Below are 16,595 nucleotides of genomic sequence, written 5' to 3'. Positions count from 1 at the left end.
ATCACACCATTTACTAGGATAAGGAATGTCGTTAGCTCGCATATATTCTCGTGCTCAAGTAGGCATTAATGCCCCCGAAGTTATCGTAGAAGTTCACCTTGGGAATGGTTTACCTGCTTTTCATATTGTTGGCCTCCCAGAAGCATCCGTTAAAGAGTCTAAAGATAGGGTACGCAGTGCACTTGAGAACTCTCAATTTGGTTTTCCTGATCAGCGAATTACTGTAAATTTAGCGCCTGCCGATTTACCTAAAGATGGCGGCCGGTTTGATTTAGCTATTGCAGTAGGTATTTTAGTGGCCTCTGGTCAGATTGTTTGCCCTGACATTCATAAATATGAATTTTATGGTGAGCTTGCGCTTAACGGTGAAGTGCGTGGTGTTAATGCTATCTTGCCCTCTGTGCTTGCTGCAAAAGAGCAAGATCGTTGCTGCTTTTTACCTTTTGCCAACGATAGCCTCGCGAGTCTAGTTAATGGTGTAAAACGTAAAGCTGTTAGCTCTTTGCAAGAGGTGTGGGGGGATTTACTTAATCAGCAACCTTTACCACTAAATATAGAATATCCCGATTGCACACAAGCTCCCGACTTTTTACTCGATTTAAGTGATGTTAAAGGTCAGCCTGGTGCAAAGCGAGTATTAGAAATAGCCGCAGCAGGCGGGCATAATTTATTATTTTTAGGGCCCCCTGGTACTGGTAAATCGATGCTGGCCCAGCGAATGGCGACCATAATGCCAACCATGTCGGACGATGAAGCTATTTCGACTGCTGCGCTTTATTCTATTATTGGTCAATCTATCGATTTAAATAATTGGCGACAGCGGCCATTTCGTAACCCGCATCACACGTGTTCGGCAGTTGCTTTGGTTGGCGGCTCGTCAAACCCTAAACCGGGTGAAATTTCACTGGCGCATAATGGTGTGCTCTTTTTAGACGAGCTGCCTGAATTTGAGCGTAAGGTGCTTGATTCACTCCGTGAGCCTATGGAAACAGGCTCAGTGGTAATCTCGCGTGCAGCAAGGCAAATGGAGTTTCCTGCCCAATTTCAACTAATAGCTGCATTAAACCCAAGCCCTACAGGATGTCATAATGATAAACGTGCGACACCTGATCAAGTTATGCGTTATTTATCACGGGTATCAGGGCCGTTTATAGACCGCATAGACTTACAAATAGAACTACCTCGCCTAACAAGTGTTGAGCTACAAAGCACTCAGCCAGAAGAGATCAGCGCACAAGTTAGAGCGCGAGTAGAGGCGGCTTACAGTGTACAGCTAAAACGCCAAGGCAAAGTAAATGCGCGGCTTAATAATAAGGAAATGAATATACATTGCGCTCTTGCGCCAGCTGAATTGCAGTTTTTGGCAAGAGCGAGTGAGAAGTTGTCGTTATCGCCGCGCTCGTATCATAGGGTAATAAAAGTGGCGCGTACGATTAGTGATTTAAAAGGGGCTGAAAACATTAGTTTAGAAGAGCTAAAAGAAGCGCTAAATTATCGCGCTTTTGAACGATTACTAGCACAGTTAGCCAAATAGCCTGAGCTACTTTTAAGATAAATTTATTACCCAGAGTCAGGTTATATACTACATATTTTACAGGGAAAGCATGTAGCCTTTGCCACGTACGGTAACAATGCGTTTTTGATCTTTTTCATCGTTAAGCTTTTTGCGCAAACGACCAATTAAAACATCAACAGTACGATCGTTCGGGCTCCAGTCAGGCTGGCCAATTTCTTCAGAGATTTTTTCACGCGAGGTGGCTTTACCTGCATTGCTAATTAAGCAAATAAGCACTTTGTGTTCGGCTTCAGTTAATCGCGACTCCACACCTGCGGCAGTTATAAGCGTGCGGTTATCTGGATGTAATTTAAAGTCGGCGTATTCTATAAATTCTTCGCTTTCATCGTCTTCTTGCGTTACTGCAACGCGTTTATATAAAGCACGCATACGTAGCTCAAGCTCTAATAAATCGACGGGTTTGCATATGTAGTCATCGGCACCTTGGGCAAGCCCAGCAATACGATCAGCCTGCGAGTCTCTACTTGATAAAACAATAACGCCAATATCAGTGAGCGTATTTAGCTCTTTAGCAAGTTGAAGGCCGTCGCGCTTTGGTAAAACAATATCGATTATGGCTAACGAAAAAGCGCTGCGCAGGTTTACTCGTTGCCTTACAATGTTAAGTGCATCGGCACCGGTGGGATCAACCTCAATTGTAAACTCAGTTTCTGCGAAGTGATTTTGGATGCGTTTAACGAGCAACTCGTCATCTTCAACCAATAAAACGTTAATAGCCATAGTACTTTATTTTCAGTGTTTATAGCTCTGTATGGTAGCACCATTAACTAAATGCTGAGAAGGGTGTTTGTAAGTTTTAGGTAACTTAATACTTCAAAGACATAAAGAGTATTACGTAAAGGTTAAATTAGCACCTTTAAACTAATTAAAAGGTGCTAAATATTCAAAATAACCTATCAATTAGTCTTTTGAGTACATTGAATCCCACCACTGTGGTTCGTCTTTTAGCTTTTTGTCAAAATAGGCTAGCATAGTATTCCACCAGTCAAATCGCTTATCGCGAGCAAAAATTTGATGGTTAGCGCCTTTGTACTCAATAAGCTCTACATCCTTATTTAAAAGTTTTAAGGCAGTATACATAGTTAAGCTTTCGCCAACCGGTACGTTAGTGTCGCTGTCGCCATGAAGAAGTAACATAGGAGTGGTTACTTTATCTGCATGAAATACTGGGCTGTGATCGCTGTAAAGTTTAGCATTATTCCAAGGAAAGCTATTTTTAGAGGCCTCGCCTGAGTATAAGTATCCCCACCAACCTTCGCCCCAATATGAGGTTAAGTTTGAAATACCCGCATGAGCAATTGATGCGCTAAACATATCCGTTTTAGTTGCCAGCAGCATCGTCATAAAGCCACCGTAAGACGCGCCTAAATTACCCACTTTATTGCTATCTACATATTGGTATTTATTTAAAAATGCATGTGTGCCTTCAATAATATCGTTAGCTGTATAGTCACCCCATGCATTTACATGTTGGGCTGAAAACTTTTGTCCAAATCCAGTTGCGCCTGTAGGTTGTACTACATACACAACGTAACCATTTGCAGCCCACAAGTTAAATGGGTAGCGCCCCGTAAAACCACGAGTAACAGGTGATGTGCCGCCGTAATAATAAACGAGTGCAGGGTGTTTTTTTGTTTTATCTAAATTACTAGGTATATAAACACGGCCTGTTATTTCTACGCCATCTTTATTAGTAAAGTTAAACTCTTCAAGGCTCGGTATTTGTGTATTTGCATAGGCAAGTGGTTTTGAATCCCAAATAAGCTCTGCTTTATTTTTGCTTATATTTAAACGTTTAAGCTGTTGTGGTGATGAAGCCGTTGTGCCGCTTAAAAGTACTTCTGTATTTCTATCGTGTGAGTAGCTAAATTGTTCAACTATATCTAGCCCTGTATTTAGTTTTTTAAAACGCTGTTTACTTAAATCAAATAAATAAAGAGGCTGAGTGTCTTGCTCGGTGACTTTTATAAGTGCATCGCCGTTATCAAGTACATTTAGCTGACCAATGGCTGGGTTAAATTGTTTGCTGAGTGCTTTTACATTTTTACCATTATCGGTAAGTAAATAAAGTTGGCCATCGTAATTATTGGCAAGCATATTTTTAGGTAAGGCGCGGCCAGCGCCATTTTTAAAGTCTGGGCCTGCGACTACATATACATCTTTATTTGCGTATTTAGCTTGGTTAAATGTTTTAAACTTGCCAAGAGAGCTTAATTTGTTTGATTTTATATCAAGCTCAACAAGCTCTGTTTCTGGGAGTGTTGATGCTTGCATGGCCATAACGGGATGACTCATTAAAACTTTACCACGATTGCTATTTATATCTTCAAGGTTATACGAAATAGGCCCTTGGCTTAGTGCTTTAATTAAGCGGCTTTTAGTATCAAGCATATAAACATGGCTTTTTGTGCGTGCGTAGGACCAACGATCTTGCAGGCCTTTATAATGCTTGGTTAAGCTGTTGCTCTCGTCGGCAGATTTAGACCAGCTAAAAACAATGCTGTGAGTGTTATAAAAGGTAAAGCCACTGGCTTCTTCTAAATCCTCAGCAAGGGTTTTTATAGAGAAGTTGTTACGGTTTAATTGCTTAAGCTCACCATTTAACAAATACACTAAATATTGGTTATCTGGGCTCCAAATAATATTACTGGGCTGGCCTGATTCAAATCGATAAAGTGTTTCGTTATTGTCGTTTTTAAGCTCGGTAATTGTATTCGCTTGATTTGCGGTTTTATCACTGTAAGTGCGTGTTGCTGTAATATAGTGCTTAGCATTAGGCGCCATTGATAGGCTGCTAATCGTCGGCGCATCGAATAACTGTTTGGCAGATAAGCGCTTTTGCTGTGATGTACTAAGCGTAATTTTGTCGATATCAGTTTTTGGTATAAAGTCGAGGCTAACTTCGTTCCAGTTAGCAACTTGCTGCGCTACTAAAATGGCAGTATGAGAGCCGGTGGTGAGCGCAAGTTTATAGCTGTTTTTATCGCCTTTTTGACGTTCACCATCAATAAATAGCTGCCCTTGTTCTAGTCCTTTTAAGGTAAGCGTACCTTGGCTAAAACGGGTGGTTTCAATATTAAATTTAAGCGCTTGTAGGCCACCTAAAGTGAGTGCATTTATTTTATTAAATGGCTGCCAACTCTGCTTTTTACCAAATACCGACAAACTAGTTGAACTTGCTTGCAACTGCGGCAATAAGTTATTTACGATAGCGTCGCCGTGCGGCGTTTGAAAGGGTTTTAATTGCATGTCTTCAGCAAGCGGGCCAATAAATTGTATTTTAGACTTGTCGAGCGGGGCAGCCATGACCGTGAAACTCAAACTACTTAACGTAAAAATGCTAGCAGCTTGTTTTAATAATTTATTTTGTTTGTACCAATATGAGCTAAATTTCATGTTTGTGCCTATTATTATTTGGTAATTTGGCCAAATATAGCATGTATTGTTACCATGCTCACACGTTCAACACATCGGAGAAAAAGTGACCTTACTGATTATTTATATGATAGCTGCCATCGTTATTTCGTTTTTGTGCTCGGTTATGGAAGCTGTATTACTAAGTATTTCGCCAAGTTATGTTGCTTTACTTCGTAAAAATCAGCCCGCGCTTGCTAAGCAGCTTGAAAAGCTTAAAAGCAATATAGATCAGCCATTAGCGGCAATTTTAACGCTTAATACGGTAGCGCATACTGCTGGTGCTGCTGGTGTGGGCGCACAAGCGGCAGTTGTTTTCTCCGATGCGGCAGTCGGTATTGCCTCAGCCATAATGACTCTACTTGTGTTAGTGCTTTCTGAAATTATACCCAAAACATTGGGCGCTAATTATTGGCGAGCATTAACACCTAGCGTTACTTACTCTTTGCGCTTTTTAGTTATTTTACTAAAACCTTTTGTATGGTGTGCCCAAAAATTAACTAATTTAATGGGCTCTAAGCACGATGAAGCGTATTACATACGCCAAGAAATAGAAGCCATGGCAGACATTGGTACAGAGTCGGGGGCGCTTCACGAGGATGAATCTGAAATTATTCGTAATTTACTGCACTTCAGGCATGCAAAATTATGCGATTTAATGACGCCGCGAACCGTACTTTTTAAAATTCATAAAGACTTAACCGTAAACCAATATTTAAATGAGCATGGTTCATCGTCTTTTTCTCGTATATTAGTATTTGATAAAGACGCTGATGACATTATAGGGTTTGTGCACAAAAACGATATTATGCTCGCGCATCATCGGTTAGGTACCGACTGCAAAATAAGTAAATTAGTTAAACCTATTCATACCGTGCCTGAGGGGCATAATGTATCGTCTTTATTGCAAACGTTGCTTACACAGCGCACACATATTTGTTTAATTGTGGATGAGTATGGCGATGTGCAAGGCATTGTTACCCTTGAGGATATGATTGAAGCATTAATGGGGCTTGAGATTGTTGATGAGCGAGATCAGTCAACTAATATGCGCATGGTTGCTAAGCAGCGTTGGCGCCAACGCTTAGCAAACAGCGGCCATATAGTCAGCGATGAAGATAAAGACACCCGAGGCGATAACTAAACGCTCGGGTGTTTAATATTTTAAATTATGTGTGGGGCGTTTCAGTCCATTTCTTTGCCCACGATACAAACTCTTCTTTAGGTTTGGGGCAGCTGAACAAAAAGCCTTGAATGGCTAAGTTTCTTCGGTAGTGTTTTAAATATGCTAGCTCTTCAGGGCGCTCAACCCCTTCGGCTACTAAATCTAAGTGTTCACCGCTGGTTATATTAATCAAAGAGCTAACAACTACCTGCGAAAAAAGATCAGTCTCTATGTTACTAATAAATGAGCGATCTATTTTTATTTCTGTAAAGGGTAAGCTTCTTAACTGGTTCATATTGGTAAAACCTACACCAAAATCGTCAAGCGAAAGGCCAAAGCCATGCATGCGTAATCTGTTTAATGTTTCTAATTGTGGAAGGCTCGAGAGTGCATGCTGCTCTGTTATTTCAATAATTATATTGCTAGGGGTAAGCTGATTTAATTGTAAAATAAGTAGTAATTTGTTCGGGCAATTTAAGTCATCTAATTGGGTCGGAGATAAGTTAAATGCTAACTTTAAGCAATGCCCAAGCTGACTTTTAATATTTTCAAAATCGCTGGTGGCTTTTTCAAATAATGAGAATGTAATTTGATTTATTAAATTATGTTGTTCAGCAAGGCTAATAAATCGGTTAGGCATTATTACACTGCCGTCTTTTTTTGAAACAATACGAGCCAGTACTTCAACACTCTCTATAATGTTGGTTTCTGAGTTTACCTTTGGTTGGTAGTAAGGCGTAATCTCATCATTTTCTAGCGCTTTAATTAGCTCAATTTTTGAAATCGGGGGCTCTTTAGTCAAAGTTCGACTATTTAGATGAGCAGCCTTATGTAGCAAATTACCTACTTGGCTTATTTGCACAGGTTTAGATATATTCCCAATAAGGTGAGCATTATGCTGTTTAGCAAGGTTTGCCGCTAGGCTTATTACTTTGTGATCCATTTCTGAAACAATAATAATACCGCCTTGATAGTTTAGCTCCCCTAAGTGGCGTATTAATTCCATGCCGTCCATCTCTGGCATGTTTAAATCAGTAAAAATTGCATCATAATAGGTTGGATTAGTTTTTACTTTATCTAATGCATCTCTAGCACTTAAAGTAGTGGTGATCGTTTCAGACAGCCCTAACTCTTTAAGTATGGCTTCCATAACAATTAAAATAGCCATTGAATCATCAACTACTAAAATATTCGGCACTATTTTTTTCATTGTTATCCTTTCCAATAGTGAATTTAAAAATCTCGGTTACTGTAAAAATAGTACCGAGTGGTGTATTTGTCAGTATTTATAACCCTATTTTATTTAGGCTAATGAGATAACCTGCAGCTTAGCCCCCTCGTGTTTTTAAGCTGGATAGGTATACTAGCGACATTGTTTTAAACGGTCATAAAGATGATAAAAATAGACTTAATGCTAGCCGAACAGCCTTTTACAATAATGTTTTCGGGGCAACAAATTGTACAAATTTTTCATAATCAACAAGCAATCTCTTTTGACAACCCACGAGAGAATTATTATCAATTTACTTTAGATAACAAGCTTGTTGGAATAGACAGCACAGAGGTAAATAATCAATCAATATCGTTATTTGTTGATGATGTATTTGCTACTCAACTTGCTTTACCAAATCCTGTAAATAACACACCCAAAAAAGGTTTTTTAGGACTGGCGGCACTGGGCTTTAAGTTATTTAAAAGTGCAAAAGTAATTAAGGTAGCACTGGCGGGAGCATCGGTTGCTGGGTATGCGTGGCTATTTAGCATTGAATTTGCGCTGATGCTTATTGCGTGTTTAGTAGTGCATGAATATGGGCACGTAAAAGCCATGAAATACTTTGGTATAAAAACCAAAGGGATTTACCTTATTCCCTTTGTAGGCGGGCTTGCTGTAAGCGACGATAAAATAACAACGCGTTGGCAAGATGTGGTTATATCATTAATGGGCCCTGCATTTGGCTTATTCACCTCTGTACTAGGCGTGGTTTTGTATTACGCCACTGAAATGGACATATTTGCAGGTGTTGCGGTATTAAGCGCACTACTTAACTTATTTAACCTACTACCCATTTTACCGCTTGATGGCGGCCATGTATTAAAAAGTATCAGCTTTTCAATGCGCTCTTGGGTAGGTTTGAGTGTGTGCTTACTCGGTGTGTTATTTGGCTTATGGCTGAGCTATACATTTGGCTTAATGTTGCTGGTATTCTTTTTGTTTGTGGGCGCCCTTGAAATTGTATTTGAATGGCGCGGCCGACATTACTCGCATTTATTGCCGCTTGATAAATACGGCCAAGGCTTTTCAGCCGCTATGTACGCTATTGTTGTTGCAGGGCACGTGGCAGTAATGATGCACTTTGCAGACTCTGAAAACCCAATACTTAGCCTACCGATGACGATTCTATCGAGCTAATGATTTTGCGCGCAGTTAACTTTTAACTGCGCGCAAAGCTTCATTAATAAAAGCTCAATACCAGCGATATAAATACCCCCGTTACAAATAGCTGCACTACACAAAAACCCATAATATCTTTTGCTTTTAAGCCTGCTATTGCCAGTACCGGTAGTGCCCAAAAGGGTTGGATTAAATTGGTCCACGCATCGCCCCACGCAACAGCCATAGCAACGCGAGAGATATCGGCGCCCAGTTCTTGCGCTGCGGGTATAACAATCGGTGCTTGTACTGCCCATTGCCCGCCGCCAGAAGGTACAAACATATTAACGAGTCCTGCACTTATAAAACTAAAAAATGGCAAGCTATCGGCATCTGCTACGGCAATAAAACCACGCGATATTTGCTGCGCTAAGCCACTATCGACCATAACGGCCATAATGCCTGCATAAAACGGAAATTGAATAACAATGCCTGCGCCGCTAGGAATTGCTTGTTGTAAGCTATTGAGTAAGTTATGCGGTGTTTGGTGTAAGGTAATGGCTAAAAACAAGAACACCGCTATAACGCTATTAAGGTTTAAGCTACCGCCTGCAAATATAAAGTAATATGCCAAATAACACAGGCCGAGCAAGCCAATTGCTATGCCAAGCAGTTTACTGTGTTCTAAATGTTGTGCCGGTCGGGTTATGTTTTCATTATGAGCGGGGGATTCTTTTATTAGTGCTGGGTCTACATATACGCTGTTTTTATCACTAGGTAGCATATAGCGGTTAACCAGCGGCATAATAATAAATAAGCCAATTAATATTGCTATGTTAAAACCAGCAAACAGTGTTTGTTCAGTACTAATTATACCAATGCTGCTTTGTGAAAAGTGGCCCTCGGTAGCAATAGTGAGCGGAATAGAGCCCGCTAAACCGCCATGCCATACTACAAAGCCCGAGTAAGCACTGGCTACTAACAACCTGTAATCAACCTTTGTTTGCTTAGCAATGGCTTTTGCAAATAAAGCGCCAATCACTAAGCCAAACCCCCAATTTAACCAGCTTGCTAAGAGTGAAATAAGCGTGACTAAAATTATGGCTTTTGGCGCTGTATTGGCAAGTGTAGCTAATTTTTCTAGTAGTTTATTTATAGGTGGTGTATTAGCCAGCATATAGCCGGTAATAAGCACTAATAGCATTTGCATGGCAAAGCTCAGCAAGTTCCAAAAACCACTCCCCCATGCGTTAATAACTTCAATACTTGTGGCGGGTGTAAATAGGCTAGCGCCTAGTAAGGTAATAATGCTTAGTAATATTACAAATATAAAAGGGTCGGGTAAGTAGCGCTCTACTAATTTAGTAAATGGTGTGGCAATTTTATTTAGCATAGTGTGTCTGTGTGTTTTTTATTCTTAATATAATTAATCATGCTCTTAGCTGATTAGCAAACCCGCATTTAGTCTTATATTGGTCGTGGCAGTTTAGCTATAAAAGTTGAGCAAATTTTAATCCTAAAAGGTTGGTAGGTCATACTTAAAAGCTTAAACGTTGCTTAAAAGCATGGCTTACAGTACCGTACTGTTTATAGATAATTTACTAACAAAGATTTTGTATTATGCCGGCAATATTTAAAAGGCTAGCGCTACTTGTTCGTGCTCATATTGATCAGTTGAGTTGGCAGGCAGTAGCACTTGCAATATTAACTCACATGCTTATAACGTGGGGGCTATTGTATGTAGCTAATGAGCAAGTGCTTACATCATTTACTACCTTTTTTTACTACTACACAGTCACAACCTCAACGGTGGGTTATGGTGATTTTAGCCCAACTAGCGAGCTTGGCCGCTGGGTTGTAGCATTAATACAAATTCCGTTTGGTTTAGCTTTATTTGGCGTTCTGTTAGGAAAAACAGGGCAAACAGTAACTTACTTAATTAGGCGCGCTATGACTGGTGATAAAAACTTTGCTCACAGTAACAACCACATCATTATTTTTGGTTGGCACGATACTCGTACAAAAAAGATGATTGATTATATTCTTGCCGATACCAAGCGCACTGACCGCCGTATTTTATTGGCGGTTACTGAGCAAATGGATCACCCATTTTTAACCAACGAAAACGTCGACTTTGCACGTCTTACAAGCTTTACTGATTTAGAAGAGTTGGAGCGTGTTGCAATAAACCGCGCTGATAAAGTAATTATTGATGGCCAAGATGATAATCAAACATTTACAACGGCGCTGCGTATTAGCCGTTTAGTTAAAAAAGAGTGCCATATAAGCGCTCACTTTTTAGATGAAACCAAAGTAGATATGCTGCTTGAACATTGCCAAAATGTAGAGTGCAGCAGTGCTAAATCGGCAGAGATATTAGTGCGTTCAATGCAAGATCCTGGCTCAAGCCGAGTACAAGAAGAACTGCTTTCTACTTTGCATGGTGATACTCAATTTAGCTTAGCGATACCCGAGGGTTGTAGTGATATGGAGTTTGGCACTTTATTTCATCATTTTAAGCATGACTACGACGCAATTTTATTAGGTGTAGCGCATAATTTAAGTGCACAAAATATGGATTTAAACCCACCACTTGATTACAAAGTAAGTGAAGGCGATATATTGCACTACATTGCGCTGGAGCGCGTTTTAACTAGCGAAGTGGATTGGCAGAGCTTGGCAAAATAATGAATGAAGTTGTATTTTTAATTATTATTTTAAGCGCTTATATTTTACCTGTCGTTATAGTAGTAAATAGTAAGCGCACCCAAGGCCACGAAAAAAACGGCTGGCTAATAGGCGTTATTATATTTTCGTGGCTTGGGCTTGTAATGTATTTTACTATTGTGCCAAAGCATGGTCGCAAAAAAAGAAAGAAGAAAAAATCGTCATAATATTATTCTAATTGCTTAAGTTTATGCTCTATTAGCGGGTCGTCAGGCACAATTTGCTGTGCGACCTCCAATAACTGAATCGCATCATTGGGGTGATCATCTTGATGCTTAAGCGCTACATCAATTAATGGTTGAATATCAATTTTGGCCTGATGCTCCTGCACGTGCACTTCTTTTTCATCGGCTAAAATTTTATGTGCGGTACTTAACAATGTTAAGCGGTGAGGAGAGCTTGCATTAGCCTTATTTAGGCTCTGATAATACTCTTCTTTTAAACGCAGTGTTTTGGTTTGCAGGCGAAACTGCGCAATATCAATTTGCTGGTGGCGAATAAAATCAACGGCCACTTGTTTATAAAAACCAAATTTACTCAAATAAGTAGCATGAGTACCGTGCCCCATACCAAATACACGCAAATGAGTCAGCTGCGGGTAACGCTTAGCATGTAAGCGGTCTATTTTATTGGTAGGGTCATAAATTATATACCCTTTAGCGTGGCCTAAATCGAGGTCATTATACTCACTTTGCCAATCAAACTGTTGTGCAAGCGCAGTGCTTGAGCGGTTATCCCAAGGGACTATTACGGTATTTTTGGTACTGACAGGGTGAAAGAATAGCACCTGATCGAGCTTTAATAATTTAGCAAATGCACCCACAGCAAAACCACCGCGGCTTAAGCCATAACCTAAGCGACATTTAAATGGTTCAAGTAACGTTGCTAGCTGCTCTAAAAAGAAAATCAAATTACGGCTTCTAAACCAATTACTTGTACCTAAGTGCTGAAATGAAATTACATTAACGTTTTGTTTTTGTGCTAAATGAAAACCCCAAGGGGCAAAGTTATCGGTCAGATCTTGCTCTTGTACGTTGGTACCTGCGGGGGAGAATGTAAAAAGCAGGGGCTTATTTATATCAACAAAGTCATATTTTACGTACACATCACCGAGTAAGTCACCGCCGTTTATAGGCAGCTTAGTTTGTTGTTCATCACGACAAAGCGTTAACCATTCATCTAACCAATACAGTAATTTCATTAATCCCCCAATTATATCTTAGCGGGGATCGTATCAAACCCAGCTAAAAGAGGTCAAACATAGCCAGGTTGTAAGCTAGGTAAGTGTTTTTAATTGCTCATGGCAATTATTTCGTTCCAATCGTTTTTGGTAACTGGCATAACTGAAAGGCGACCAGCTTTTTTAAGCGCAAGCTCGGTTATAGCATTGTTAGCTTTTATATCTTTTAAGCTAGCTCGTTTATTTAAATGGCTCTTATATGTTACTTCAACAACAAACCAACGTGGTTTATCATTAGTGGCCTTTGCATCGTAATAATCGCTACTTAAATCAAATTGTGTTGGATCTGGATAGGCCTCACATGTCACTGTAGCTATACCTACAACCCCTACAAGTTTGCAGCTTGAATGGTAAATCATTACTTGGTCGCCCAGTTTTATATCATCACGCATAAAATTACGCGCTTGATAATTACGTACACCTTCCCAAAGTGTCGTTTGGTTTGGTGCGTTTTTTAAATCATCAATTGAAAATGCATCGGGTTCTGTTTTAAACAACCAATAAGACATAGTGTCATTCCTAACAAAGATTTACATAGTTGTAGTCTATAGTATCATTAACTTATCAGGGGATTGAGGAAGAAATGATGAGCCAAGTATTAGATGATTTATTGTCGTTGTTAACGCTTGAAGAAATTGAGCAAGGTTTATATCGCGGACAAAGCCAAGATTTAGGTTTTGGTGCTGTATTTGGCGGTCAGGTTATGGGGCAGGCGCTTTCTGCTGCAAAAGAAACATTACCTGAAGGGCGCATAGTTCACTCATTACATTCTTACTTTTTACGCCCAGGTGATGCAGCTAAGCCCATTGTCTACGATGTAGAAACCATACGTGATGGAAAAAGCTTTAGTACGCGCCGTGTAAAAGCGATTCAATACGGTAAGCCTATTTTTTACATGACAGCGTCTTTTCAAGGTGAAGAAGAGGGTTTATCGCATCAGGCAACTATGCCAAATGTGCCGCCACCAGAAGAGCTGCGTTCATCACTTGAATTTTACCAAGAAAATGCTGCACATATTCCAGAGGTAATTCGTAATAAGTTTATTCGCGAAATGCCAATTGAAATGCGTCCGGTGACTTTTCATAACCCATTTAAGCCTGAAGCAATAGAGCCTGTAAAACATATTTGGTTTAAAGCCAATGGTGAAATGCCGGACGATCAGCGCATTCATAATTACTTACTTGCTTATGCTTCAGATTTTGAGTTTTTGCCTACTGCGCTTCAGCCACACGGCGTATCGTTTATGCAACCAAATATGCAAGTCGCGACAATTGACCACGCTATGTGGTTTCATCGCTCGTTTAGATTAGATGATTGGATTTTATATACAATCGACAGCCCAAGCGCTAGCTCAGGCCGAGGATTAGTTAGAGGGCAGTTTTTTGACCGACAGGGCAACTTAGTTGCCTCAACAATACAAGAAGGGGTTATGCGCCAGCGCTAACCTTTACACAGCGATAAAGTGCTAGTTACACTGACCTTGCACTATATCGCTGATTGATTGCCAAATACGAGCTGGCAATAACGTTTTAAGGTGCATGTAAGTTTCACAAAGTTGCGTGCTACCCACTAAACCGTTTTCACCTTCTGTTATTAAAAACTCACCGCGTAAGTTATCAATAAAGCCAACTAACACTTTTTTGTCAAAAAACTCAGGTGTTTTAATACCATGAAGAGTCCCTAAGCGCTCTGCAAGTACTTGGCTTTCACGTTCTAGTTCAGCCTTTTCTATACCATTGCTGGTTTGGATAAAGCCAATAACAATAGCGTAGCGTTGCAGCGTAAAGCTAAGTGCTCTGCCTAGCATTTCTAGTTTGGCTAAACAGTCATTTGTGTTGGTGATGTGAATATTATCCCCATCAATTTCTATTAAGTTTTGATCTGCAAAGTTAGCTAAAATGCGCGTAATGTAGTTTTCATCCAGCTTTTGCAAGTACCACTCTTTAGCAAATAAAGGATAAAACGCTTTTACTAATTGCTCGCATTGTTGAATGGTTGTGGTGTGTTGCTTAAATAAATGCAGTGCAAGTAAGCTTGGTACGGCAAACAAGTGTAAAATGTTATTACGATAGTAGTTGAATAAGATTTTTTCTTTTTCACTAATCGCAATGATTTCACCAAATTCATCGCTAATCACTTCAAACTTATTAAGCTTTAAAGCATGCGTTAATAGCTGCTCAGGTGATTCATCCGGTGCGGTTACTTTTTCGCTATAGCTGGCATCGCGTTGTAGGCGTAAATAAAAATCTAGCTGAGCTAAAAGCTTTGGTTTACTCAGTGCGTGCTTATCGTTAACTAGTAATATCATTGCTAGCAAGTTAACGGCATTAAGTGCAGCTGCATTGTTTATTTTAACCATTACCTGATCGGCAAGGGCGGCTACTTGTGGGCCTAACCATTGTGGTTTTTGTACATCAGTTGGATGGATTGCATCGCGCCAATCTGGTTGGTTCTCATTTAAATATTGGTTTACAGAAATTGGATCGCCAAAGTTTAAATAACCACGCCCATAGTTTTTAAGATTTTTAATGGCTTTAAATATGCCAAAAATAGACTCACCTTTTTTGTCTTTACCGGCCAGCTCTTTAAGGTATGTATTTATTTCCATTACGTGCTCGTAGCCAATGTAAACAGGTACAATAGAAACAGGGCGGTCTATGCCACGTAACATAGCTTGTAGAGTCATAGCGAGCATGCCAGTTTTAGGCGGAAGTAGTCGCCCAGTTCGGCTGCGTCCACCCTCAGTGTAAAACTTAACTGAGTAGCCTTTAATAAATAGCTGACTTAAATATTCTTTAAATACGGCCGAATATAGTTTATTACCAGCAAACGAACGGCGAATAAAAAATGCTCCCGAGCGACGAAAAATCCCCCCGGCAGGGAAAAAGTTAAGATTAATACCCGCTGCAATGTGAGGTGGCACTAAACCTTGATGGTAAATCGCATAAGTAAGAAGCAGATAATCCATGTGGCTGCGGTGGCACGGCATATAAATAATTTCGTGGCCTTTATTAGTTAGCTCGTGGATTTGCTCTGTGTATTTTACGTCAATACCATTATATAGCTTGTTCCATAACCATGTTAAAAAGCGCTCTGCCACACGTATCATTGCTTCAGAGTAATTTGCGGCTATTTCATCAAGTAACTTAAGTGCATTTTGGCGCGCTTCTGTTTGGCTTATATTTTTAGATTTAGCTTCATCTTGAATGGCTTTTTTTATTGTTGGTGAAGCAAGAAGAGAGTTAAATAATTGCTCGCGAGAAGGCATTTTAGGGCCAGTTGCCGCCAGTTTCTGGCGCTTAAAATGTACGCGTGCAACACGCAGTAGTTTATGTGGCAGCTCACTTACGTCAGCTTTTTCATTAACTAATAATGATAAATCGAGTGGTTGGCTAAATTTAATAAAGTTATCTCGTCCAGAAAACAACACGACAAAAAACTTTCTAAACCAACTTGGTGTAAGTGAGTGTGTTATTAATGTACGCAGCCCTGGCTTTTCCTTACCTGGATCGCGCCCCCACAAAATAGTAACAGGCACTACTTGCACATTCTTTTGCCCACTATTTAATAAGTGCTCAACAATCTCTTTGCCTTGTGCAAGCGCATTGGTTGGTTTTGCTTCGTCACCAAATAATGGCGGTGGATTTTTAATGCCAATAAAACGATCGAGCTGTTTATTACCTAACACCTGCTCTTCGGTTGGACTAGGTAAACCATGTTTTTTACACACACGTGCAAGTGCCGCTAAATCAAAACGTGAATTTAGTCGCACTATATAAAATGTAGGATATTGAGGATTTAGCTCATACTGCTCAATCGGGTTCTCAGGAAGCACTTTGCTTTTAACTAGTAAGCGGCTTACTCCAGCAGAAAGAACATTTAAACAATAATTAAAAATACGCATCGCCTCACCATATTGAGAGTATTAAAAGCAAAATAAGCCCATAGGATACCATAATATCTGCTAAATCCGTTATTTTGCGTAATTGGTTATAAGCTAATAATTGACTGCATGCGGCAGTATAGGTTCAAGTATAGTTATTTATTATCTAGCACATAACGGGCTGTAGCTTATTTAATCGAATACTCGACTTTAATTCTT

Annotated in this window: 13 protein-coding genes; 6 read left to right on the top strand and 7 right to left on the bottom strand. The window is 39.9% G+C overall.

Features of this window, described 5'->3' with window-relative positions; all coding sequences use genetic code 11:
* Nucleotides 1-25: 25 nt before the first annotated feature.
* On the top strand, nt 26-1,534 hold the full coding sequence (locus J8L71_RS13535; protein WP_211000987.1) for a YifB family Mg chelatase-like AAA ATPase: 1,509 nt from the start codon (nt 26-28) through the stop codon (nt 1,532-1,534).
* A gap of 57 nt (nt 1,535-1,591) precedes the next feature.
* On the opposite strand, the gene J8L71_RS13530 is transcribed toward J8L71_RS13535, so the two are convergent.
* Nucleotides 1,592-2,296, bottom strand: coding sequence for a response regulator transcription factor (locus J8L71_RS13530; protein ID WP_211000986.1), 705 nt, complete (start codon nt 2,294-2,296; stop codon nt 1,592-1,594).
* A gap of 180 nt (nt 2,297-2,476) precedes the next feature.
* Nucleotides 2,477-4,972, bottom strand: a complete 2,496-nt coding sequence (locus tag J8L71_RS13525; protein ID WP_211000985.1) for a prolyl oligopeptidase family serine peptidase — start codon at nt 4,970-4,972, stop codon at nt 2,477-2,479.
* Nucleotides 4,973-5,057: 85 nt separating this feature from the next.
* Here J8L71_RS13525 and J8L71_RS13520 point away from each other — a divergent pair, with 85 nt between their 5' ends.
* Nucleotides 5,058-6,134 carry a hemolysin family protein gene (locus J8L71_RS13520; protein WP_211000984.1) on the top strand — a complete coding sequence of 359 codons (1,077 nt, stop codon included), beginning with the start codon at nt 5,058-5,060 and terminating at the stop codon, nt 6,132-6,134.
* 25 nt (nt 6,135-6,159) lie between these two features.
* Here J8L71_RS13520 and J8L71_RS13515 read toward each other — a convergent pair whose 3' ends face one another.
* Nucleotides 6,160-7,365: an EAL domain-containing response regulator gene (locus J8L71_RS13515; protein ID WP_211000983.1), complete on the bottom strand. Its 1,206-nt coding sequence runs from the start codon at nt 7,363-7,365 to the stop codon at nt 6,160-6,162.
* Between the two features lie 183 nt (nt 7,366-7,548).
* Between J8L71_RS13515 and J8L71_RS13510 the strand changes: the two genes are divergently transcribed.
* Complete coding sequence (locus J8L71_RS13510; RefSeq protein WP_211000982.1) at nt 7,549-8,565, top strand: site-2 protease family protein; 1,017 nt, start codon at nt 7,549-7,551, stop codon at nt 8,563-8,565.
* A gap of 43 nt (nt 8,566-8,608) precedes the next feature.
* On the opposite strand, the gene J8L71_RS13505 is transcribed toward J8L71_RS13510, so the two are convergent.
* Nucleotides 8,609-9,919, bottom strand: coding sequence for a TIGR00366 family protein (locus J8L71_RS13505; protein WP_211000981.1), 1,311 nt, complete (start codon nt 9,917-9,919; stop codon nt 8,609-8,611).
* A 227-nt stretch (nt 9,920-10,146) separates the two neighbouring features.
* On the opposite strand from J8L71_RS13505, the gene J8L71_RS13500 reads away from it, so the two are divergent.
* Together J8L71_RS13500 and J8L71_RS13495 are read left to right on the top strand one after the other, a co-directional pair.
* Complete coding sequence (locus tag J8L71_RS13500; RefSeq protein ID WP_211000980.1) at nt 10,147-11,214, top strand: potassium channel family protein; 1,068 nt, start codon at nt 10,147-10,149, stop codon at nt 11,212-11,214.
* A complete protein-coding gene (locus J8L71_RS13495) occupies nt 11,214-11,420 on the top strand; it encodes a hypothetical protein (RefSeq protein WP_211000979.1) in 207 nt (68 codons plus the stop codon). Before J8L71_RS13500 ends, J8L71_RS13495 begins: the two co-directional genes overlap by 1 nt.
* 2 nt (nt 11,421-11,422) lie before the next feature.
* Here the strand turns inward: J8L71_RS13495 and J8L71_RS13490 are convergent, their stop codons facing one another.
* Nucleotides 11,423-12,454: a cytosolic protein gene (locus J8L71_RS13490; RefSeq protein WP_211000978.1), complete on the bottom strand. Its 1,032-nt coding sequence runs from the start codon at nt 12,452-12,454 to the stop codon at nt 11,423-11,425.
* Between the two features lie 89 nt (nt 12,455-12,543).
* Nucleotides 12,544-13,002, bottom strand: a complete 459-nt coding sequence (locus J8L71_RS13485; protein ID WP_211000977.1) for an EVE domain-containing protein — start codon at nt 13,000-13,002, stop codon at nt 12,544-12,546.
* A 77-nt stretch (nt 13,003-13,079) separates the two neighbouring features.
* Between J8L71_RS13485 and tesB the strand changes: the two genes are divergently transcribed.
* Nucleotides 13,080-13,937 carry an acyl-CoA thioesterase II gene (tesB, locus tag J8L71_RS13480; RefSeq protein ID WP_058549199.1) on the top strand — a complete coding sequence of 286 codons (858 nt, stop codon included), beginning with the start codon at nt 13,080-13,082 and terminating at the stop codon, nt 13,935-13,937.
* Nucleotides 13,938-13,958: 21 nt separating this feature from the next.
* Here tesB and plsB read toward each other — a convergent pair whose 3' ends face one another.
* Nucleotides 13,959-16,397, bottom strand: a complete 2,439-nt coding sequence (gene plsB, locus J8L71_RS13475) for a glycerol-3-phosphate 1-O-acyltransferase PlsB (RefSeq protein WP_211000976.1) — start codon at nt 16,395-16,397, stop codon at nt 13,959-13,961.
* Nucleotides 16,398-16,595 lie beyond the last annotated feature (198 nt).

Source organism: Pseudoalteromonas sp. MMG007 (assembly GCF_018100985.1).
Classification (GTDB): Bacteria; Pseudomonadota; Gammaproteobacteria; order Enterobacterales; family Alteromonadaceae; genus Pseudoalteromonas.
Note: the sequence above shows the minus strand (reverse complement) of the source record. Positions and strands in the feature narration are given on the sequence as shown.

Bases quoted from the DNA above. Each gene is read 5' to 3' on its own strand.
- J8L71_RS13535 (WP_211000987.1), top strand. From the start codon at position 26: ATGTCGTTAGCTCGCATATATTCTCGTGCTCAAGTAGGCATTAATGCC.
- J8L71_RS13530 (WP_211000986.1), bottom strand. From the start codon at position 2,296: ATGGCTATTAACGTTTTATTGGTTGAAGATGACGAGTTGCTCGTTAAA.
- J8L71_RS13525 (WP_211000985.1), bottom strand. From the start codon at position 4,972: ATGAAATTTAGCTCATATTGGTACAAACAAAATAAATTATTAAAACAA.
- J8L71_RS13515 (WP_211000983.1), bottom strand. From the start codon at position 7,365: ATGAAAAAAATAGTGCCGAATATTTTAGTAGTTGATGATTCAATGGCT.
- J8L71_RS13510 (WP_211000982.1), top strand. From the start codon at position 7,549: ATGATAAAAATAGACTTAATGCTAGCCGAACAGCCTTTTACAATAATG.
- J8L71_RS13505 (WP_211000981.1), bottom strand. From the start codon at position 9,919: ATGCTAAATAAAATTGCCACACCATTTACTAAATTAGTAGAGCGCTAC.
- J8L71_RS13500 (WP_211000980.1), top strand. From the start codon at position 10,147: ATGCCGGCAATATTTAAAAGGCTAGCGCTACTTGTTCGTGCTCATATT.
- J8L71_RS13495 (WP_211000979.1), top strand. From the start codon at position 11,214: ATGAATGAAGTTGTATTTTTAATTATTATTTTAAGCGCTTATATTTTA.
- J8L71_RS13490 (WP_211000978.1), bottom strand. From the start codon at position 12,454: ATGAAATTACTGTATTGGTTAGATGAATGGTTAACGCTTTGTCGTGAT.
- J8L71_RS13485 (WP_211000977.1), bottom strand. From the start codon at position 13,002: ATGTCTTATTGGTTGTTTAAAACAGAACCCGATGCATTTTCAATTGAT.
- tesB (WP_058549199.1), top strand. From the start codon at position 13,080: ATGAGCCAAGTATTAGATGATTTATTGTCGTTGTTAACGCTTGAAGAA.
- plsB (WP_211000976.1), bottom strand. From the start codon at position 16,397: ATGCGTATTTTTAATTATTGTTTAAATGTTCTTTCTGCTGGAGTAAGC.